The organism is Bartonella sp. A1379B, from assembly GCF_002022485.1.
In the GTDB taxonomy this organism is placed as follows: Bacteria; Pseudomonadota; Alphaproteobacteria; order Rhizobiales; family Rhizobiaceae; genus Bartonella; species Bartonella rochalimae.
The window spans coordinates 97,254-118,937 of record NZ_CP019780.1 but is presented as its reverse complement, the minus strand read 5'-3'; the positions used below and the strand labels follow the sequence as shown (position 1 = coordinate 118,937).

16 protein-coding genes and 3 tRNA genes are annotated in these 21,684 nt (G+C 33.5%); 8 read left to right on the top strand and 11 right to left on the bottom strand.

Annotation, left to right across the window (positions count from 1 at the left end; all coding sequences use genetic code 11):
* Window positions 1-5: 5 nt before the first annotated feature.
* The 3 genes from BA1379B_RS00550 to BA1379B_RS00540 form a co-directional block, all read right to left on the bottom strand.
* Window positions 6-1,409 (bottom strand): glutamine synthetase family protein, encoded by a 1,404-nt coding sequence (locus BA1379B_RS00550; RefSeq protein ID WP_035005695.1) that lies wholly within the window; start codon window positions 1,407-1,409, stop codon window positions 6-8.
* A gap of 201 nt (window positions 1,410-1,610) precedes the next feature.
* Window positions 1,611-1,687: transfer RNA gene (locus BA1379B_RS00545), tRNA-His, on the bottom strand.
* Window positions 1,688-1,789: 102 nt separating this feature from the next.
* A complete protein-coding gene (locus BA1379B_RS00540; protein ID WP_078673545.1) occupies window positions 1,790-2,878 on the bottom strand; it encodes a quinone-dependent dihydroorotate dehydrogenase in 1,089 nt (362 codons plus the stop codon).
* A gap of 431 nt (window positions 2,879-3,309) precedes the next feature.
* Here BA1379B_RS00540 and mscL point away from each other — a divergent pair, with 431 nt between their 5' ends.
* Complete coding sequence (gene mscL / locus BA1379B_RS00535) at window positions 3,310-3,723, top strand: large conductance mechanosensitive channel protein MscL (protein WP_035005692.1); 414 nt, start codon at window positions 3,310-3,312, stop codon at window positions 3,721-3,723.
* 437 nt (window positions 3,724-4,160) lie between these two features.
* Here the strand turns inward: mscL and BA1379B_RS00530 are convergent, their stop codons facing one another.
* Window positions 4,161-6,737: a DNA translocase FtsK gene (locus BA1379B_RS00530; protein WP_078692281.1), complete on the bottom strand. Its 2,577-nt coding sequence runs from the start codon at window positions 6,735-6,737 to the stop codon at window positions 4,161-4,163.
* A 269-nt stretch (window positions 6,738-7,006) separates the two neighbouring features.
* On the opposite strand from BA1379B_RS00530, the gene BA1379B_RS00525 reads away from it, so the two are divergent.
* The 3 genes from BA1379B_RS00525 (at window position 7,007) to rpoH (ending at window position 10,550) form a co-directional block, all read left to right on the top strand.
* Window positions 7,007-8,437 carry an aldehyde dehydrogenase family protein gene (locus BA1379B_RS00525; RefSeq protein ID WP_078673543.1) on the top strand — a complete coding sequence of 477 codons (1,431 nt, stop codon included), beginning with the start codon at window positions 7,007-7,009 and terminating at the stop codon, window positions 8,435-8,437.
* A gap of 37 nt (window positions 8,438-8,474) precedes the next feature.
* The gene (locus BA1379B_RS00520) at window positions 8,475-9,476 is read left to right on the top strand and encodes an RluA family pseudouridine synthase (protein WP_035005687.1); all 1,002 of its coding nucleotides are present in this window, start codon (window positions 8,475-8,477) and stop codon (window positions 9,474-9,476) included.
* 156 nt (window positions 9,477-9,632) lie between these two features.
* Window positions 9,633-10,550, top strand: a complete 918-nt coding sequence (gene rpoH, locus BA1379B_RS00515) for an RNA polymerase sigma factor RpoH (protein ID WP_078692280.1) — start codon at window positions 9,633-9,635, stop codon at window positions 10,548-10,550.
* A gap of 79 nt (window positions 10,551-10,629) precedes the next feature.
* Here rpoH and BA1379B_RS00510 read toward each other — a convergent pair whose 3' ends face one another.
* Together BA1379B_RS00510 and BA1379B_RS00505 are read right to left on the bottom strand one after the other, a co-directional pair.
* On the bottom strand, window positions 10,630-12,063 hold the full coding sequence (locus BA1379B_RS00510; protein WP_078673540.1) for a hypothetical protein: 1,434 nt from the start codon (window positions 12,061-12,063) through the stop codon (window positions 10,630-10,632).
* Between the two features lie 221 nt (window positions 12,064-12,284).
* A complete protein-coding gene (locus BA1379B_RS00505; RefSeq protein ID WP_035005682.1) occupies window positions 12,285-13,574 on the bottom strand; it encodes an adenylosuccinate synthase in 1,290 nt (429 codons plus the stop codon).
* A 751-nt stretch (window positions 13,575-14,325) separates the two neighbouring features.
* Here BA1379B_RS00505 and BA1379B_RS00500 point away from each other — a divergent pair.
* Window positions 14,326-14,401 (top strand) — tRNA-Phe (locus BA1379B_RS00500).
* Between the two features lie 293 nt (window positions 14,402-14,694).
* On the opposite strand, the gene BA1379B_RS00490 is transcribed toward BA1379B_RS00500, so the two are convergent.
* Together BA1379B_RS00490 and BA1379B_RS00485 are read right to left on the bottom strand one after the other, a co-directional pair.
* Window positions 14,695-14,910, bottom strand: coding sequence for a hypothetical protein (locus tag BA1379B_RS00490; RefSeq protein WP_051668833.1), 216 nt, complete (start codon window positions 14,908-14,910; stop codon window positions 14,695-14,697).
* A 4-nt stretch (window positions 14,911-14,914) separates the two neighbouring features.
* Window positions 14,915-15,538 (bottom strand): lysozyme, encoded by a 624-nt coding sequence (locus tag BA1379B_RS00485; protein WP_078673539.1) that lies wholly within the window; start codon window positions 15,536-15,538, stop codon window positions 14,915-14,917.
* 124 nt (window positions 15,539-15,662) lie between these two features.
* Between BA1379B_RS00485 and BA1379B_RS07100 the strand changes: the two genes are divergently transcribed.
* Both BA1379B_RS07100 and BA1379B_RS00470 read left to right on the top strand, forming a co-directional pair.
* Window positions 15,663-15,872 carry a hypothetical protein gene (locus BA1379B_RS07100; RefSeq protein WP_335617746.1) on the top strand — a complete coding sequence of 70 codons (210 nt, stop codon included), beginning with the start codon at window positions 15,663-15,665 and terminating at the stop codon, window positions 15,870-15,872.
* Between the two features lie 854 nt (window positions 15,873-16,726).
* Window positions 16,727-17,239 carry a hypothetical protein gene (locus tag BA1379B_RS00470; protein WP_236829045.1) on the top strand — a complete coding sequence of 171 codons (513 nt, stop codon included), beginning with the start codon at window positions 16,727-16,729 and terminating at the stop codon, window positions 17,237-17,239.
* Window positions 17,240-17,367: 128 nt separating this feature from the next.
* On the opposite strand, the gene BA1379B_RS00465 is transcribed toward BA1379B_RS00470, so the two are convergent.
* From BA1379B_RS00465 to BA1379B_RS00450, 3 genes are all read right to left on the bottom strand, one after another.
* Entirely contained in the window at window positions 17,368-18,075 is a 708-nt protein-coding gene (locus BA1379B_RS00465) for a hypothetical protein (protein WP_235692181.1), read from the bottom strand.
* Between the two features lie 231 nt (window positions 18,076-18,306).
* Entirely contained in the window at window positions 18,307-18,750 is a 444-nt protein-coding gene (locus tag BA1379B_RS00460) for a type II toxin-antitoxin system HicB family antitoxin (protein ID WP_078673538.1), read from the bottom strand.
* Window positions 18,751-20,321: 1,571 nt separating this feature from the next.
* A tRNA-Thr gene (locus BA1379B_RS00450) sits at window positions 20,322-20,397 on the bottom strand.
* 466 nt (window positions 20,398-20,863) lie between these two features.
* On the opposite strand from BA1379B_RS00450, the gene BA1379B_RS00445 reads away from it, so the two are divergent.
* Entirely contained in the window at window positions 20,864-21,070 is a 207-nt protein-coding gene (locus BA1379B_RS00445) for a SlyX family protein (protein ID WP_035005680.1), read from the top strand.
* Window positions 21,071-21,684 lie beyond the last annotated feature (614 nt).

Below are 21,684 nucleotides of genomic sequence, written 5' to 3'. Positions count from 1 at the left end.
AATACTTAAACATTCAGCAGAAGATATTCACGCTCCCATGGACTAATAACTTCCATAAAAATTTCAAATTCTTGTCGTTTAATAGCAGCGTAAGTGCTCACAAATGTATCTCCCAAAATAGCACGCAATTCTTTATCTTGTTCAAATAAATTAACAGCTTCAATAAGACCACGCGGTAATTCGATATTATCAGCATTTACAGTTTTTATTGTTGGGTTATCCGGCTCAATTTTTTGTTGCAAACCAATGAGGCCACAAGCCAAAGAAGCTGCAAGTGCCAAATAAGGATTAGCATCTGATGAAGGAATTCTATTCTCAACACGCCGTCCTTGTGGAACAGAACTTGGCACACGAAAAGCTGTTGTACGATTATCATATCCCCATCGCAAATTCACCGGTGCTGAGATTCCAGGCATGAGCCGCCGATAAGAATTAACATAAGGAGCAAGCATAACAAGAGCTCCTGCCATATGCCTTTGTAATCCACCAATAAAGTAGCGAAAATATACACTTTCTCCACCATCCTCTTTTGTAAAAATATTCGCACCTGTCTCTTGATTGATCACAGATTGATGAATATGCATAGCAGATCCTGGCTGCCCCTGGATAGGCTTTGCCATAAATGTTGCATACATATTATGTTTAAGTGCTGCTTCACGGATAGTTCGTTTAAACATAAAAACTTGGTCAGCTAATTCAATAGGATCACCATGACGTAAATTAATTTCGAATTGACCAGCCCCTTCTTCATGAATAAGTGTATCAATTTCTAATCCTTGTGCTTCTGAAAAATGATAAATATCATCAATCACTTCATCAAATTCATTCACACCAGCAATTGAATATCCTTGCCCTCCCCCAATTGCACGCCCAGAGCGACCAACTGGAGATACCAAAGGATAATCAGGATCGGGATTCTTTTGTACAAAATAAAATTCAATTTCTGGTGCAACAACTGGCTTTAAACCCATCTGAGTATAAAAATCAATCACTGTTCTCAAAACATTACGCGGTGTATACTCAACAGCCTGTCCATTTTGATAGATAAGATCACAAATCACTTGTGCTGTAGGAGCCTCTTCCCATGGAACAATGGTCAATGTAGAAAGATCAGGCTCAAGGCGTAAATCACCGTCTGCTTTTGGATACTCAAAACCATTGCCATCTTCTGGATAGTTTCCTGAAATTGTTGACATAAAAACAGACGAAGGTAATGCTAATGATGTATCCGACGTGAACTTTTTAGAAAGCATCATCTTGCCACGTGCTACCCCTGCTTGATCGGGTGTAATACACTCGATATCCTCTACGTTGCGAAATGCAAGCCATTGTGAAACTTGTTTCCAATCCTTTACACCACGTAAATTTTCAAGAAAATCAGAAATAGACTTACAATTTTCATTCTTCATTTGTTTACTTTTTCACAGTCATAACGCACCAATTCAAAAAAACTCAGCTCTCTTTGTTATAACATCATTTTATATAATCAATATTATGCAAAAATTGCATCAGCTTAATTTTTATTTAAAGAACATAATAACGCTTATCAAGGAAAATACATCTAACGGTTTTCTAAAATACCGTTTAATTTTACTAAACACAGTGAAAAATGGTACGGTTGGTGGGATTTGAACCTACGACCTCTGGTGCCACAAACCAGCGCTCTAACCAACTGAGCTACAACCGCATAAATACTTACTTTTTGTTTGTGTGACATACGGAAGATCAAAAGAGTTTGCAAGCCCCTTTAAACAAAACTTACATTTTTTATCAAAAAACAACAATTTTATTATAAAGAGAGTGCACATTTTGCCCAATTGTCAACATTATAATCGCGATAAGCTGTTATATTATCAACACCCTCTTGCTGCATCAACTTTAAAATTTCTTTCATAATGGTTACAGCAATATTTGGTCCTTCATAAATCATTCCACTATAAATTTGTATCAAATCTGCACCAGCTTTAACTTTTTCCAAAGCTGTTTGTGCATCCCTCACACCACCGACACCAATAATTGCAATATCTTTTCCTAATTTTTTACGCATTTTTGCAAGAACAATAGTAGAACGTTCAAATAATGGACGTCCTGATAGCCCACCTTCTTCATCAATCCACCTGCTATCTGTGAGTCCCCTACGCGAAAGAGTCGTGTTAGAAATAATTAAACCATCAAAATCAGAAGCACTTATTTCTTGAGCCACATCATCTAATTCCTTCTCCGTCAAATCAGGAGCAATTTTCAAAAAAATCGGAATAGAGAATCCATGTTTTTCCTTTTGTTCGCTACGCGCTTGCGAAATTGCTTGAATCAAAAAATGCAAGCTATCACGGATCTGCAAATTACGTAAACCTGGTGTATTAGGTGAAGAAACATTAAGCGCAAAATAATCAGCAACATCGTAAAAGCAAGCAATACCAGAAACATAATCGTCAATCCTATTTACTGCATCCTTATTCGCACCAATATTGACTCCTACAATACCAACGCGTTTCCGTGCACAAAGCTTACGATAAACAGTTTGGTATCCGTCATTATTAAAACCCATTCTATTAATAATAGCTTCATCTTCTATCAAGCGGAAAAGCCGTGGTTTTGGATTCCCAACCTGTGGTTTTGGTGTAACTGTACCAATTTCAGTAAAACCAAACCCTAAGCGTAAAATAGAATCTACAACTTCTGCATTTTTATCAAAGCCTGCAGCAAGGCCAATAAAATTTTCAAAAGTAAGTCCTAAAATATTGACACATAAACGCTTATCAAAAATCTTTTGACAACAACCCAGTCCACTTTTTAATCCAGAAATAGCTAAATGATGCGCACGCTCTGGATCTAACATAAATAAAGCGGAACGACCAATACAACGAAAGAAACCCATAAATCTGCCTTTATACAATAAAATCTATCTTTTGCATTTTATTGAAATTTTTGACATCAAAAACCACCAATAAAGACAAAATAGCATACAAATGATAAAATAAATCTCTATAGTACAAAAATGTACAATATAATTTAAGGGATTAACTTTACTCTTATAAATATTGAAAAAGTCAGATAAATCATCGAAGTGAACTTATACATCTAACATATTTTCATGATTTTTAATATAGGTATTTCACTATAAAATATCTTTAATATTAGCGTAAAATAAAACATTTAGTAGAGCATTTTCATTATCATAAGAATATTGTAAAATATTGTTGATATCTACACTATAATTGAGCAAGAAAATTAAAATTACTCTTTTCTTTTTTATTAAAAGCGATAGTTAAAATTGTTATACATCGCAAATATAAATAGGAAAACACAATGCTTAAAGAATTCAAAGAATTTGCCTTAAAAGGAAATATGATTGATTTAGCTATCGGTGTCATTATAGGAGGCGCTTTTGGTGGTCTAGTTAATTCAATTGTTAATGATATTTTTATGCCAGTTATTGGTCTTATCACAGGTGGTATTGACTTCTCTAATATGTTTATTCAACTCGCAGGTGAAAAACAAGCAACCCTAAATGCTGCGAAAGAAGCAGGAGCAACCATTAGCTATGGAAATTTTATAACACTTCTTATCAATTTTCTGATTATTGCTTGGGTTCTTTTCCTTTTTGTCAAAGGTATCAATAAAATTCGCCGTCAACAAAAAGAAGCAGAAAATCCAACAGACATGTCTCTTGAAGAAAAACTTTTAACAGAAATCCGCGATTTATTAGCCAATAAAAAATAAGTTTACATATATAGCTCTTTAATCATGGAACATAGAAAAATAATTCTGACCTTTGTTCCGTGATTAAGTTTTTAAACTAATAAGTTTGATTCCCAATCCCTTTTACATTATTTGGCACCTAATAAAATCGAAACCGGTTCCAATAAGCGCTTACACAATGCCTACTATCTATTTGATCATAAAGCTATATCGTTCGTACAATTTCTTATCGTCTCTATTGCAACTGTTATCTCTCATTACAATTTTGAAGTCTGTTTTTCCTCTATAAGAATAGATGGGTGACAATTTATTAAACTGAAATCTTCAAATAGTTCTTTTACTCTACCACTTTTTATTCAATCTTATGAAGATTTACCATAAAATATGAGCTTTTAAAAATGAATCATTTAGCTCTAATATAGATCTGATAGTTATAAGATATTAATATCGCTTTTAAATCACTTACTAAGCAAAATTTCACGTTTCCCTACATGATTAGCAGCCCCAACAATACCCTCCTCTTCCATTCGTTCTACAAGAGCAGCCGCTTTATTATAGCCAATTGAAAGACGACGCTGAATATAAGACGTTGAACATTTTTTATCACGCAATACAATTTTAACTGCTTGCACATAAAGCTCTTCACCATCTTCACTAGAATTTCCTGCTGCAACAATTTCAGAAACAGAATCAGCAACTTCAGAATCGTCATCATCCTCCTCACTATCTGTTACTGTTGCTAAATAATCAGGTTTCCCCTGCTTTTTAAGGTGTGCAACAACTGACTCTACTTCTTTATCAGAAACAAAAGGTCCATGCACACGCACAATACGGCCACCACCAACCATGTGAAGCATATCTCCCTGCCCTAAAAGGGTTTCAGCACCTTGTTCACCTAAAATTGTACGACTATCAATTTTCGATGTAACTTGAAAAGAAATACGAGTAGGAAAATTTGCCTTAATTGTGCCTGTAATTACATCAACAGAAGGGCGCTGTGTAGCCATAATAAGATGAATACCAGCAGCCCGAGCCATTTGTGCTAAACGTTGAATAGCGCCTTCAATCTCTTTACCTGCCACCATCATGAGATCCGCCATTTCATCAACAATAACAACAATATAAGGCAACTGTGTCAAATCCATAGTTTCTTCATGATAAAGTATTTCTCCACTTTCCTTATCAAAGCCCGACTGTACAGTACACATAATTGTCTCACCTTTTTCCACAGCAAGCGCAACCCGTGCATTAAAACCATCAATATTACGTACACCCAATTTAGCCATTTTTCGGTAACGTTCTTCCATTTCACGAACCACCCATTTTAAAGCCGTTACAGCTTTTTTAGGATCAGTTACAACAGGTGTTAGAAGATGCGGAATACCATCATAAATAGATAATTCCAGCATTTTAGGATCAACCATAATCAAACGACACTGCTCTGGCGAAAGTCGATAAAGAATCGACAAAATCATTGTATTAATAGCAACTGACTTTCCTGATCCTGTCGTTCCAGCAACTAATAAATGAGGCATTTTTGCCAATTCTGCTGTTACAGGATCACCATTAATCCCTTTCCCTAAAGCGAGAGCTAATTTAAATTCGCTATCACCAAAAGTACTTGATTGAATTAATTCGCGCAAATAAACAGTCTCACGAACTGCATTTGGCAACTCAATTCCAATAACATTCCGTCCAGGAATCACAGCAACACGAGCAGAAATAGCAGACATAGAACGAGCAATATCATCAGAAAGGCCAATAACACGTGATGATTTAACCCCAGCTGCTGGTTCAAATTCGTACATTGTTACCACTGGCCCTGGGCGAACATGAATAATTTCACCCTTAATGCCAAAATCTTCTAAAACACTTTCCAAAAGCCCTGCACTACGCTCCAATGTTTCTTGCGAAATAATTGCGCCATCCTTAAAAACAGGTTCTTGTAATAAATCAATTGGAGGAAATTCATAAGCACCGCAGTTTACAGAATGCAAACTTGGTATAAAAGCTGAATCACGACCACGAAATGGTACACCTGTCGTTTTCTGTCCGCTTTCTTTTTCTCTCATTGGAGAAGCATTCACTATATCCTCTCTTACTGTTATGCAATCAGTAACATGGGACAAGTTATTATGCGCTACAGCATCCGTTATATTGTTTGCTTCATAAATAGATTCTTCAACAACAGAAGAATCTTGGCTCTTTATAACTTCATTATCTTCGTCTTTCAAAGAAGATTCAACATGACACATTTGAATTTCTTGAACAACTTCACTTTCCGTATAATTCAAATCAAAAAATTTTTCAGAATCCTTGATCTCTCCTGTTGAAGCTTTTGATTCACCCATATTACAAAGCTGAGGATGATGAAATTCAAACACACGATAAAAAGCAGTAATTGATTCATCAATAACAGAATCAGTCTCCAATAAATCTTTATTATGAATAAAATTAACCAATGCTTCTTCTCTTGAAGTCTTCTGATTAATTTGTCCTAATATAAAAGGATCGCACTCAAAAAATGCATCATCAGACAAATAATCAGATAGATATAACGTATGATCTGTTTTTTGGGTTACGTTTTCTTCTTCTATCACAGATGAATGATGTACTCTATTTTCTTTAATTGGCGTAACCATAGTCTGTTGTATAAATTGTTTAAAAGCAGCTGAAGAATAAAGCGATGCTTTCTTTTCAGACAACGAAATATTTATTTCATTTTCTGTCAATTGAGATTCCATTTCCACCCTATCTAATTTCGTCATATCCGTAAATCTTTGCTGCTTTTTCCCCGTAAAACCTTTAAATTGTTTTGCAAAAATTGGATCTGTTTCTATACGACGACGCAAAATCTCTACTTCTGGTGTTCGGGTAAAACGTACGTTCTGCCCAAGAGAAAATGCTTTTTTCCACACCGCAGGATAAGAAAGCATTTCAACAACATTCGCTGATGAATCTTTTTTTGATACATCTTCTTCACTTTTATCAGCAGGACAAGACGTAGAAATAGATTTTGTTTTCAAATGACGCATGATAACCAACAAATTATAGAAATGAGAATAATTATTTTACAAAGAGAATACGTAATTTTATATTATGAAGGTTAATAACCTTTTGCCAAACGTTAAATTTTTTAAAATTCGCAATAAAAGAAATTAATTAAAGAAAAATATAATTCACTGATATGGTAATGTGATACTGCTCTTATGCTTTAAACCTGTTCGCTTTTCATTGAAAAACCTCTTGTTACAAAAGCAAACTGTATTCTATAATTTACAGACAAAGAAATGGTAAATAGATTATGTTAAATAAGAGACAATTTTATATCAACGGTCTATGGGAAAATCCAAATACAAACAATGATCTTCATGTTATTAACCCATCAACAGAAGAAATCTGTGCTGTTATTAGTGTTGGGAATATCAAAGACGTAGATAAAGCAATTACAGCTGCCAAAAATGCTTTTCAAAATTGGAAAACAACTACACCAAAACAACGTCTTGCCTTTATTGAAAAAGTTTTAGAAATTTACGAAAAACGCTCTGAAAATATTGCCAAAACTATTTCAATGGAAATGGGTGCACCTATTGATATGGCGCGAAATTCTCAAACTGCTGCTGGTAGCTACCATATTCGCAATTTTATTAAAGCTTTCAAAGACTTTTCTTTTCAAAAAGTTTTAATAAAAGGCTGTAATCATGCAGTTTTGCAATATGACCCTATTGGTGTTGTCGGATTGATTACACCATGGAATTGGCCCATGAATCAAATAACTTTAAAAGTTATTCCTGCATTATTGGCTGGCTGTACTATGATCTTAAAGCCCTCTGAACTTGCTCCTCTTTCTGCAATGCTTTTCGCTGAAATTTTAGATGAAGCTGCTTTACCTGCTGGTGTTTTTAATTTAATCAACGGTGATGGAATCAATGTAGGCTCTTATTTATCTTCACATCCAGATTTAGAAATGATCAGTTTCACTGGCTCAACAAGAGCAGGAAAAGCTATTTCTAAAAATGCTAGTGATACCTTAAAACGGGTCTGCTTAGAACTAGGAGGGAAAGGGGCTAATCTTATTTTTGCTGATGCTTCTGATGATGCGATTCAACGTGGCGTAAACGACTGTTTTCATAATAGTGGGCAAAGCTGCAATGCACCAACACGTATGCTTGTAGAGCATTCGATCTATAATAAAGCTGTAACAATAGCACAACATATTGCTGCAAAAACAATAGTAGGACTAAGTTCTCAATCAGGAAATCATATTGGTCCCGTAGTATCAAAACAACAGTACGATAAAATTCAAGCGCTTATTCAATCTGGAATCGACGAAGGAGCAACTCTTGTTGCTGGTGGTACAGGTCTCCCTATAAATATGAAAAGAGGTTATTATGTACGGCCAACAGTCTTTGCTGATGTGAAACCGCACATGCGTATTTTCCGAGAAGAAATATTTGGTCCAGTTCTTTCAATTATTCCCTTTAATACAGAGGAAGAAGCTATAACCTTAGCCAATAATACAGAATATGGTCTCACCAATTATATACAATCACAAGACCGAAATAGATGTCAACGTATTGCTACACAACTACGTTCTGGTATGGTAGAAATTAACGGATACGATTTGCCTGATGGCAGTTATTTTGGGGGTGTAAAACAATCTGGACGTGCTCGTGAAGGTGGACGTTGGGGAATTGAAGAATTTTTAGATACCAAAGCGATTTCATATTGGTAAAAAATCCCATAAAAAACCTCAAAAAGAGGATCATGTAGTGACACAACACATAACGAATGAAAATGCATGTGGACAACGAATTGATCAATGGCTCGCTAAACAATATAAAGGTGAATTATCACGTTCACGTTTGCAAACTCTAATCCGCGAGGGTTATTTAAAAATTGATGGTCAATTAATAAAGGAACCAAAAACAAAATTAAAATCTAATCAAATCATTGAATTAACAATACCGACTCCTAATGAGGCACAACCTCAAGGTGAAGCTCTAGTTCTTGATATTTTGTTTGAAGATAATCATATTATTGTTATTAATAAACCAGCTGGTCTTGTTGTCCATCCTGGCAATGGTAATTGGACAGGAACTTTAGTAAACGGACTTATTTATCATTGTCGTGATAGTTTATCTGGTATCGGAGGTATTAAGCGTCCTGGTATTGTTCATCGTCTTGATAAAGACACAAGCGGTGTTATGGTTATCGCTAAAAACGACCTTGCTCATAGAAACCTTAATGCACAATTTGCTGATCATGGACGAACTAGCGCATTAGACCGACGTTATCATGCTGTCATTTGGGGTTCTCCTAATCGCAATATTGCGACAATTGATACGTTCCTTGCTCGTTCTTCTCGTGATCGAACAAAGCGCACTGTTGTTCATAGTGAATATGCTCATGCTCGCCGTGCTATTACGCATTTTTCTCTATTAGAAAAATACGGAACCTGTAATGATACAACATCTTTGGCTAGTCTTCTAGAATGTCGTCTAGAAACCGGGCGCACACACCAAATTCGCGTCCATATGTCTCATATTGGTCATCCCCTTATAGGAGACAAAGTATACGGAAACGCTTTTAAAACAAAATCAAATACTCTTGATCCTGAAATTAAAAATACAATCGATCAGTTTAATCGGCAAGCGCTCCATGCAACTAGTCTTACCTTTGAGCACCCAGCTAACAGTGAAATTATGTCTTTTTCCTCGCCATTTCCAAAAGATCTGGCTGACCTTCTCAACCATTTAAAAAAACTTAATTGAAACCTTTAATCATTACAAGATTTTATAATAAAATATCCAGTTTCGAATAAAATCAAGAATTATAATAGTGTAAATAAAGAAAGAAATGTGTTATATATATAATGTTTGTAAATAAAATTCGCCTTTAAGGGAATTCATGCAAAAGGAGGGTGCTCTATGGCCCATATAAATTTACCATCATTTATAGCAAATGATAATGGTCTGAACCGTTATTTAGAAGAAATTCGCCGTTTTCCAGTACTTGAGCCACAAGAAGAATACATGTTAGCTAAGCGTTATCGTGAGTATAATGACCCAAAAGCAGCGCATAAATTGGTAACCAGTCACTTACGTCTTGTAGCGAAAATTGCAATAGGATATCGAGGTTACGGTTTACCCATTGGAGAAGTTATTTCAGAAGGAAATATTGGACTTATGCAAGCTGTTAAGCGTTTCGAGCCAGAACGTGGTTTTCGGCTTGCAACTTATGCAATGTGGTGGATTAAAGCATCAATTCAAGAATATGTTCTGCGATCATGGAGTTTAGTGAAAATAGGAACGACTGCTAATCAAAAGCGTCTTTTTTTCAATCTTCGTAAATTAAAAAATAAACTTCAGATGCTTGATAACGGTGATCTCAATGCGCAACAAGTTAAAGAAATTGCAACACGATTAAAAGTTACAGAAGATGAAGTGGTATCAATGAACCGTAGACTTAATGGTGATGCTTCTCTTAATGCTCCTCTTCTTACAAATAAAGGTGAGAGTTATGAATGGCAAGACTGGTTAGTTGATGATTCAAATAACCAAGAACAAACTTTAATTGAGCAAAATGAATTAGAGAATCGTTATTCCATATTAATACACGCTATGGATAATCTTAATGAACGCGAGAAACGTATTTTTAAAGCTCGCCGTTTAAGAGATGATCCGCTAACGCTAGAAGAACTCTCAAATGAATTTAACATTAGCAGAGAACGCGTTAGACAGATTGAAGCGCGCGCATTTGAAAAAATACAAAATTTCATTACAACCTCTGCTTTATTCCAGAAGAAAGTACGAAATCAGGTTGATTTGCATAAATCTGAAAAGTAAAAGAAACTTAGCATCATAACGTATATTCATACTACAAAATGATTTATTTAAAGTAGGTTGAGAACAACTTCAGTGTTTTTTACATCAAAGGCTTATGATTGTTTTCTTTCATAAGCCATTTTCCAATAACCTCTTTAAAAATGGCTTGGCCTGCTGGTCCTTTTGCAAAATTTAATTCATGCATACGGCCATTTTTATCGCTTATCACTAAATGAAACCAATCTAGATCACGTATCAGCTGTAAATTTCTATCAAGAAACGGGTGATTGCCAACCAATGCAAAAACGAAAAAATCATTATCAATCTTAGCAGTTACAGTTCCAACTAAAGTTTGACTGATCGATTTTCCACTTTCCTTAAAAGTCAATGATTTAATATTATTGATTGCTTGTCCTGAAAATTTATCAGAAATAATAAAAATTAGATCTATAATATAAGCGGCATGCAAAGCTTCATCAGTATTACGACGTAAAGTTAACCGTAATGATAACCCTTCATCTGGAATTGTAATATCACCTCTTATAGCCAATTCTCCTTGAATCCCTTTAACAGAATCTTCTGTTATCAATGACCATGATACACTACCCGTCGTTGCTTTTCCTGAATCATGTTTGGTAGCCATTTGATATAATACAGCCTCACCTACCTGCCCAAACGATTTTAAATTAGTTGCAACAACTGTTGATGTCCCTTCTGCACTTGGAGATTCGGTTCTTTCAGCTGGACCAACATCAACCTCACTTCCATCCTCTAATAAGCGTTGTGTTAATTTTCGATTTGTTTGAGTTGCTTTCTGTAGTGCGTTCGACGTTTGAATATTTTTCTCCTGCAAATTTTTATTGCCCGATATAAATATGCGTCCACTAACAAAAAAAATACCACTAAACAAAATAATAATAGTAAAAAAAGAAACAACACTTACTAAAATATGCTTCTGCAGCGATGAACGATTAGCGCGCCGTAAAGCTTGCGAAAAGATATGTGACACAATATGAGCATTATCCACTTGCGAAGTAGACACTAAAAGAGCATTATTAGACATATCTTTTTTAATATTCTGATCCTTTTCATGGGCATTAAAAGCGTCTAACTTAACAAGTTCCGCATCCGGTATATCTGACATTACAGATGCCTCATCACAAATCTCATTATCAACTAAATGAGGAATAGATAATTGTTGCTGTTTTTCTGTAGCCAAAACCGAAGCATTATTTTCTAATGATGATATAGAGCTTTGCTCATTTTTCTCACCACTGTTTCTGTCTGTACAATTCCATCCTATAATTAAAGAAAGTTGTTCTTTTTCAACAGCTAAATATTCCTCTTCAACAATCGTAATAGCACTTTGCAAAGCACTTCTTTGCGCTTCTATTGCTTCTTTTGGCAATTTCATATTTACGATTGTATGCTCTAATGTTTTAGTAGCATGCTCATAAATTTGTTTACGTAATCTGGGCGTAATATCTTTTTGCGCATTAATTTTATTTTTTAAGATCCCAACGAAATCTATCATATTCTGTATAGTCTTTCTTAAACTTAAGAGGAAAACTCCTCAGTTTACAAAATTAAAGCGCTAATCATTCATTACTTTAGCCCTCAACTAACGTAATTGACATTAGTAGAAACGATATAGCAATCTAGATGAGTACAAAAATAAACAACGCTATTTTGTACCTTGTCTATTATATAGTCTTAGATGCTTATTTTTGCTATCATTAAGGTATAAGATAAAACTTAATCCCCAAAAGGATCAGCAATGAGGATTGTATCTTTTCGCTCAGGGCTAGTTGATAATAAAACTACTGGTATACCAATTAATTCTTCAATATAGCGCACATATTTGATAGCTTGCGCTGGTAGTTCTGTCAAATTTGATACACGCGCTGTTGTTTCTTTCCAACCCTCTAATGTCTCATAAATAGGCTGAACACGGGCTTGCGCTCCCATAGAGGATGGCAGATAATCTATTCTTTTACCATCAAGTTCATAACCAATACAAACTTTAATTTCATCTAAACCATCAAAAACATCAAGCTTTGTCAGTGCAAGACCATTGACGCCACCAATAGTCACCATCTGACGCACTAAAACAGCATCAAACCAACCACATCGACGTTTCCGACCAGTCACAACACCAAATTCATTTCCGCGCTCTCCAAGAAATTCACCAATTTTATTCATTTCTTCCGTCGGAAATGGTCCTTCTCCCACACGCGTTGTATAAGCCTTTGCAATACCCAATACATAATGAATTGAACTAAGACTCAAACCAGAGCCAATAAAAGCCTGCCCAGCAACTGTATTAGAAGAGGTTACATAGGGATAAGTTCCAAAATCATTATCCAATAATGCACCCTGTGCACCTTCAAATAGAATACGCCGCCCTATACGGTAACTTTCATCCAAAAGACGCCACGTACACTCCATAAAGGGTAAAATTTCATCTGCGACTTGCATCAATTCGTCATAAATTGTTTGTGGATCAATTTCTGCAACCCCCATACCACGACGTAAAGCATTGTGATGCCCCATAAGCCTTTCAATCTTTGGCATTAAAGTATCAGCCTCTGCCAAATCTACTACTCGTATGGAACGGCGACCTACTTTATCTTCATAAGCAGGACCAATACCACGTTTTGTCGTACCAATTATCAAACCAGAAACATTACTATCCCGAGCTGTATCAAGATCACGATGCACAAAAAGAATCAAAGGAGCATTTTCAGCAACACGCAAAATTTCCGGTGTAATCTTTATACCCTGAGCACGTAATTTTTTTAATTCTGCAACAAAATGATGGGGATCAATAACTACACCATTCCCGATAATTGATAGCTTTCCACGAACTACACCAGATGGTAACAGTGATAATTTATAACTAATCCCATCAATAACCAATGTATGACCAGCATTGTGCCCACCTTGATATCTTACTACAATATCCGCCCGCTCAGACAACCAATCTACGATTTTACCCTTGCCTTCATCTCCCCATTGTGTGCCGACAACTACTACATTGGCCATAACTTTCTCCGTTGTATTTGGAAAATAACACCAGTGTTCAAAAACAAATGGTTCTTTATAATAAAATTTTATAGCAAGTGTGCCTATTCATTTCAACTTTTTGCTTATTTTCATATGAACAAGCATTTTTAAATCACCAAAATAGACTGCACGTCAATATTAAAAAATACCTCTCTTCATTCAAACACATCACAACTCTTTAAAAAGCCTATACTCTAATACTCACAACAGCAATAACAAAGACCATAATCGTTGCACAATAAAAGTATTATACATATTTGGATAATTTTTCTTAAAGATAAGGTCAAACCATCATCACTACCGACCACAACCTTTCCTAATAACAAAACAATGTAACTTAAAGACGATCAAACTTCCCTAAAATCTAAAGTTCCAGTTTTAAACTTAATAATATTATTATGGCTTTTTACAAATCAATCATTAAGGAAAAAAATATTAGAATATTTTCTCTTTAAAAAATTTTTAAAAATTTCTCATTATACTAATAATAAACTTTCTTCTAACCTACATTATATATTATTCTGAATTTATTATCTTGATGATCACTTTATATTTGGGATACTTGAATGTTTCTCTTAATATATGAAAAAATAGAATATAGTGTAGCTTCACATTCTGAAATAGATACCAAAGAATAAATTTAAAAAAATAGATTATTTTTATTTTGGCGACTAGACAGAAAAAATTTTGATGTTATAACCTCACGAACTCTATGAATTTGTTGAGATATGCCCAGATAGCTCAGTTGGTAGAGCAGCGGACTGAAAATCCGCGTGTCCGTGGTTCGAATCCGCGTCTGGGCACCATCTGCTTTTTAGCAACACATAACTTATTGATTTTATTTATCTTTTTTAAGGTGAGGGATACAAAAATAAAGGTGAGGGAATAGGATTTTAGATTCTTCTCTAAAATCTGTGACAAATTAATCCTGTTTTTTGATCTCTTTATCTTTGTGTTTTAACTTTTTGGACCTGTTTCCATCCACACAGCTGTTCACCATATTTGTTATGCTTCAAGATTTGTTTGGCCAAGTTGATACTGATGACAGTGAGATCTTTCTGATCTAAATACAGGGGAGACCACGATACAAGAAAAGCTTCTACTTCCGCACCCACTGAGAAAGATCAGAACGCACATCGCCATCACTTTGCTTATTAACTTCATTTTCTATTTCCAGCCGGGTTATTGCTCTCTTGATAAGGGTTTCTGTTTGTTTTTGCTGTTCAGTCTTCTTGCCTAAACGAAAAGCTCTTACTAAGGCTATAAAAAAGCGGCTATAGCCGCCGTCATCACCACACAATATTTTCTTCCCCACACGATCACAAACGTTCCTCCCGTAAGCGCTTAGCAATCAAGATTAACCCCACACAGGACGCAAGAACTATAATCGTTGCTAAAACCCATTGCACAGGTCCACTTCCTTCTAACAATTCTGCAATTCCCGAAAAAGAAGCTATGAGAGGAGCAAGAATTTCTGCTTTTAAAAGCTTGGGTGATTCTTGTTTTTCAACAAGCTGATAATTAGACGAAACATAAGCGCTCTTCGCCCATAATCCTGCTTCTGCTGCACGACGGTGCACTAAACCCTTTAAACGCTTGCCTCCCGCTTTTGTCCATTTCTGCAATTCAATGGGGACAGATTCGTAATCGCCTTTATTAAGCTTTTTCAATAAGGTAGAATTTTGGAAAGCTGTAATCCCTATATTATAGCAAAAAGAAACAAGAGCTCCAAACTGCTCATCACTTAAGTCAACATAAACCGCTTTCTCTACCGCTCGCTCATATTGACGCAAATCAGTTAAAAGAATCGTTTCGGCTCTTCTTTCGTAAAGATGACGGAGAGGAAGTATGGTATTCAATTCCTTAAGTTCATTTTTGAGGAATGTGGAAGGAAAACCCTGCAAGCGCAGTTCATCGATCATTTTTTCAGGGCTTCCAAGCATTCATCGGTTGCTTTTTGGTGCTCCATTAAAGCGCTTAAAAAACATGCTGCATCCTGATCAAAGCAATGATCTTATTTAAGGTCGCATAAACCATTCTACGGCTAGCATAAAAAAGAACCCGGATTTGCTTTGGGTCAGCAATATCATCAATAGCAAACGGATTATTGAGCATTATGAAATTAAGCTGACGGCAGGAAAAATTGATGCGGTGTATTTTGAAGAAGTACGCCAACGTGTAAGGACAAATGCAGCACGGGTTTGTGATAACTTATTAGCAACCTTAACAACGCAGTGTAAGTATTATCATATCCCTTATGTAAGAAAGAGACAATAGGGAAAAGAAATGCCTCGAAAGAAGAGATGATGAAAACAGTATATGCCAAAGGCATACGCTTCAAGATGATAATGAAGTAGATGCTTTGGCAATTTTATATTTAAGGAAAAAAGAGGAAATACATATCTAATGCAATGCCATGGATAAGATTCCATTTGGATGACTGGATAAGTAGGACAGATAGCATAACATTGGAATAACGTGATGTTTATATAATACTTCTTGTTCATATATACGACAAAAAAGCACCAATTAGAGAAGATTTTTGAACGCTCACACGCGTTTGCAATTTTTCACAAAAAGTTTGCAAATATCTTTAAGTAGATTTGGAAGGGAAGTTTCAGCAAATTAGTGAGAACTGCTGATTGTTTTATGATTTTATATGCGTTTTTAAGAGTGACTAAAAAGTTTTTTTAAGATATAATATTTTCCTGAAATTGTATATAGTATCAGATTTATAAACTAAATGAATCCTTATAATACAAATTAAGAATTTTAGGATGTGTAAATTTCAAAGTATTTGTTAAAAAAGCATAAACAGCCAATATCAATGTAAAAAATATTGCATTAGTCATGAAGTTCTTTCGTGTACTTTTGAAATAACAGAGTGTTTCTCTAATCTTTATGAAAGGTTAGGGGATTTTAGTGCTTAAAGCGATCATCAACTATAGATAAATCATAGATGAGGTTAACTAAAAGAAACTGGCTTTAATAAAAGACATTGCTATTAAAAGAAAAGCAAACGCGAAAAAACTAAAGTTAGTTTATAGCTTCTATCAGAAAATAATTTAAGAAATTGAAATCATTATTTTTCACAGGAAATAAGTATGTTTACAGATAAGTAACTAAGAGCCTTGTTTGGTATTATAACTTTTATATTTTTATGTTTTTCAGGAATAACAAAAAACCTTGAATTTATTCAGGGTGTTTTAACATTTGCGTCTGTTGGTTTAATAATAGTAACAACTATTTTTGCAATTTTATGCAATTCTAATATTCCTTCTGAGTTGCAGAATAACCCAAAATATAAAGATGATGGTACAACGAGTTGGGTGAAACTAACATGCGATTTACAACAGTATATGCACAGACTCTTAAATATAATAATTTTAGCGCTTATCGCTTTAATTTTCCCAAATAGTTATAAAAACACTGTTTCTTTGCCTGTCATTTCTAGGTATGTGGAGCACAAGTTTCCTTTTTCATTAGATACCGTACTTTGGTACTCAGATATTGCTCTTTGGTATTTAAATATTGTACTTTGGTATTATTTTTTATGCCGTGTACTTTTTCTTATGTTGTATACACGCAGTTTAATAAATATATCTATCCTTACGCTACAGTCTTCGATTATCAAGCAACAATGAAATTTCCGATTTCAAATATTAATTCTTCTTTTACAAAATCTTTATTATATCTGCCATTATCATCTTTAAATGCTTTAATAGAGATTTTATGCTGAAAACTTTCAGTATTAAATATTACATCAAACTTATCATATGTATTTCCCACAAAATTTAATTTGTGTAATATGGTTTTTTTTATCTTTTCTTAAAAAATTCCACAAATACTCCCTTAAATTATTTTCTTCTTTAAATTTGATATCTAAAATAAGTTCTATTTCAGTAACATCATCAGTGGGAAGCCCATCAAGAGAATTTTTAGCCAACTCCACTAAATACTTTTCTGATTGTTTTCCAAAAAGTTCTAATTGTTTTTGTTTTTTATATTTTAGTTTTATTTCTTTAATTGAATGCAATTTTTTTTCGAAATCTTCCTTATCAATAAGCTCAGGTAAAATATTAATTTCTTCCTTGAAATTTTCTTTGTAGTATGACTGTAAGCATTGGTTTAACTTTTTACTTGAAGAAAAAAGAAGGAATTTTGTAGGAATCAAAACTCCAAAATATTGTTGATTTTGTTCAATTTGTTTTTTAGAATGCGGATTAGGAACGCTTTGAAAACCATTTTCGGAATCAATAACTTCAGGATTATAAGGACTTTCTTCTCCTGTTAAAACATAAACCCAATAGTAGGTAATTGATTCTACAGAAAATTTCTCAATTGTTAAGGTAGCACATTGATTCTTAACGGTAAGAGTGTAAGTTCCTTCCTGTAAAAATTTATCAATACAATTTGTATTAACTAATTTTGAGTCTGTATCTATTTCATATTTATAAGAAAGGAATTTAATGGTATTCATAAAGCTAATACAATTACAACGTTCGTAGTCTTATGGGTGGAAGACGCTATTCAAGTTATCTCGGTGATTATCAAAGTAGATGGTTTATATCTAAAATATTTTGTGTTTTTTAGAATCATTCAACTAAAAAGCGCGGGCTATAAAATTTTAATTGTAGAAGCAATATGAATTTTAGAAGAATCTATTTAAAAGCTGCTAAGTTTAAAGGAAGTAAGATCATTTTACCCGCCTTTAAGTCGAAAAGAAATCAAGCAGCATCTTTGTTTTAATAACAACTTTCTTTCCAAGAACAGTTAGTGTTTGCTCTAGTGTCTGAAGTTTAGTTGGATAGTTTAGATCAAGAATGCGTCTTGCTTCTGTTTCTTTCTTGCCAAGACGATGAGCCAATTCTGTTTTTTTGATATTCGCTTCATTAAAAGATTCTGCCACTGCGAACTTCAGAGCATTCCATGCATCCAGCATTACCTCTACAAGGTCTTTATACTGCTGATGTCTGGGTAAAGGTAGGTCACGCATAAGATAACTACGCAGTGCTAATCCTAAAGCTTCGTTAGCATTTTCTAGTACTTCAACTCTATTTTCTCCAGCTGTAATTGCTTCCGGTACATCTGGAAAAGTCACAAAAAAATTATCATCAGGATCAGTTTCAAATTTTACTTGATAAGCATATTCCATATTTAAATCTCCTCACCGTAATCGAAATACCTTTGAAACAAAAGATAAAAGCACTTAAGAGAGTGACTCGTACCTCCAATTCTTTTTTATTATTTTCACGTAAAGCGGAGTTAATTCACCAGATTTTATAACAGTTATTTTGTCTCCAAAAGTTACCAAATAATGTGATCTTTACCTGTATCAGGAACTTCACTGTAATGAACACTTCTTTTCTGTCCTCTTTACGTAATTATCTCAGCAGCACTTCTCGTTCCAACTCATCCTCCTTCATCTTTATAAAATAAAGATCGCACAAAAAAGTTCGATAATTAATAATAAATCGAATAAAAAAGTTTGATATAGCATTTTATAGAAGATATTTTTTGAAGAGCGATGAAAAACACAACAAAAAGAAAAGAATAAAAAGATAAATAAACTATTATTTTCAATTGTTTATAATATTTTTCTATTGAAGAATAAGAGAGGGATACGCTATAATAATTATTGGTAAAAAGAATATTCTCTAATAATAAATCAATTTGTTATTTGTTTAACATTTGCTTTCTTTGTAATTGCTCATCATTTTAAATTGATCTTTTAATACTAGAGCTGTAAAAAATCCGTCAGCTCAAAAAGTAATAACAAATTCTTTTAAATAAGCCTCTATAACCTGCAAGGCCGCAAAAATTCACCGCCAATACTAAAAAATATACACATCTATACGCTTTTACACATATTTACATAACTTGAATTCCGTTGCTATACCCCCGCCTGCCGCATTTAGATAACATTTTTTATTTTTAGTATATTGAAATATATAAATTTTTCTTTAATTGTCTGTTTTTAGATTACCTCTTATGATTTATACAATGTTACCTAATTTGTTATTATTTGCTCTGTATTTTCTTCTAGAATAAATGCTAAGATCTCTTTTTTTCTCGATCTCAAATACTCCACCATAACCAAAGTAACAGAAATAGCCTTTGCAAAATCAATGCAGAGTGGTTTTCACTAATAAGTTTAAAAGCAGCCTCTATTCACATATCGTAACAGATCAATCAATATTATCTTAATTGCTTTCTATTTTGCTATATTATATGAATCGATAGTGTACTTTAAGAGACTACAAAAGCACATTCCATATAATTAATAAGTAGCTTTAGTTAAAATTTATTTCATATCTTATGCAATTCTCTATAAACAGCCTCAACAGCTTTTGACTAAGAAATGAACTGTATCATGAATACTTTCAGAAAAATAATTAATCAGAAAACTATTCAAATCATAAATAGAGGTGAACTGCACACATTTTTAGCTATAAAACGTTTTATAGTTTGAATTATTTATTGCACTCTAAGAATACAATTTTCAATAAGGTAAAGATTTCACGAATTTTACTAAAATTAAGGAAATTCCTCACATAGATGTCTTTTTAAAGACTATACTCTACATTAGATATAGCAAGATAATCAATTAAAGAACAATACAGAGCAAATAAGCATAAATTATGTAAAATTGTATAAATTGCAAAAAATAGCCCTAAAATAGCGAATTAAAGGAAAAATATTGTATTTTAATTTTTAAAGAAGTTATGGTGCCGCATGCCGGATTCGAACCAGCGACCCCATCATTACGAATGATGTGCTCTACCAACTGAGCTAATACGGCATAAACTTGTACATTATTTAAAACTAAAGGCTAATTCGAGGGTAATAACTAAAAGTATATATAAAAGCAAGCAGGTAATTTTTTCAATAATTCATAAATGCAACAGTTACTAAAATAAAACAATAAATCCTTATAAGCAAAAGGATTAAGGCTACATTTCTTGAGTTTCTGTTGTTTAAAAATGAATTAAATATTTCTTCAATTTATGATCATATCTAATTTCAAAAGTAGGACTGAAAGTAAAATTTTTGTGTAATGAAATGATGCTAAATGTTCTGTTTAGAAGAGTGTTTATAATTTTGCGAAGAATGAAAAAATTATTTGACAAGTTATTTTTTGGATGGAAAAAATAAGAGTGTTTGTGTTTTTATACAATCCAAACCATACTAGTATGATAATTATTGGATAGAAAAGTGTTCCTCATTTCTGGACCTAGAGATATCAAGTTAAATGGAGTCAGAAGACGATGTCACATGACAATAGAATGACAGAATTAGAGATTAAACTAGCTCATCAAGAAAAGCTTGTTGAAGAACTTTCTTGTGTGGTGACTGATCAATGGAAAAGTTTAGATGAAATATCTAAAAAATTAAATGCTTTAACAAAACGATTACTCGATTTAGAAGAGCGAAATTCTTCCGAAATTCCTGTTGAACGCCCTCCTCACTGGTAAAAGTATAGTAAAATTAGTATACTCATCCCTCGCAAAATTATAAAAGTATTTTTTGTGTTTTATTAAAAAGTCTGTTTAGTGACTGAATCAAATTATTATTCTTGTTGTTATATTTATTATAATTTTTCTTTAATGTAGTGTAAAAAATATCTTTAATTTGGACTTACTAAAACAGCCAATTTCCGTTATCTTTTAAAAATGTGAATGCTTGAGAAATTATTTTATGAGTAAATATAATAAATCTTAAAAAAAATTCTTTAATATTGAATATATTTTCCTTATTGACAGGCAATTCTATGAAACGATTTTTATAGTTAGTAACTTAAAATATAAGAATGTTATTGTCAAAATGCCAAATATAAATCACGCTGGGAAATTATTGAGAATAGCATTGAAGATAGAAGAAATGATACAATACTACATATAAATTGATTGAGACTATTAATACCTGTCTGAAAAAAGAAACTGCCAATATTTCACTAAATGGATTTAATAATCCAGCTTAATGTGCTAATAGAACATACGCCATCAATAACGAATTATCATATATGTCAATGTAACAAAATAAGCGTCATTAATTTAACTAAAGAGTAAAACATATCTTATTCCTATTA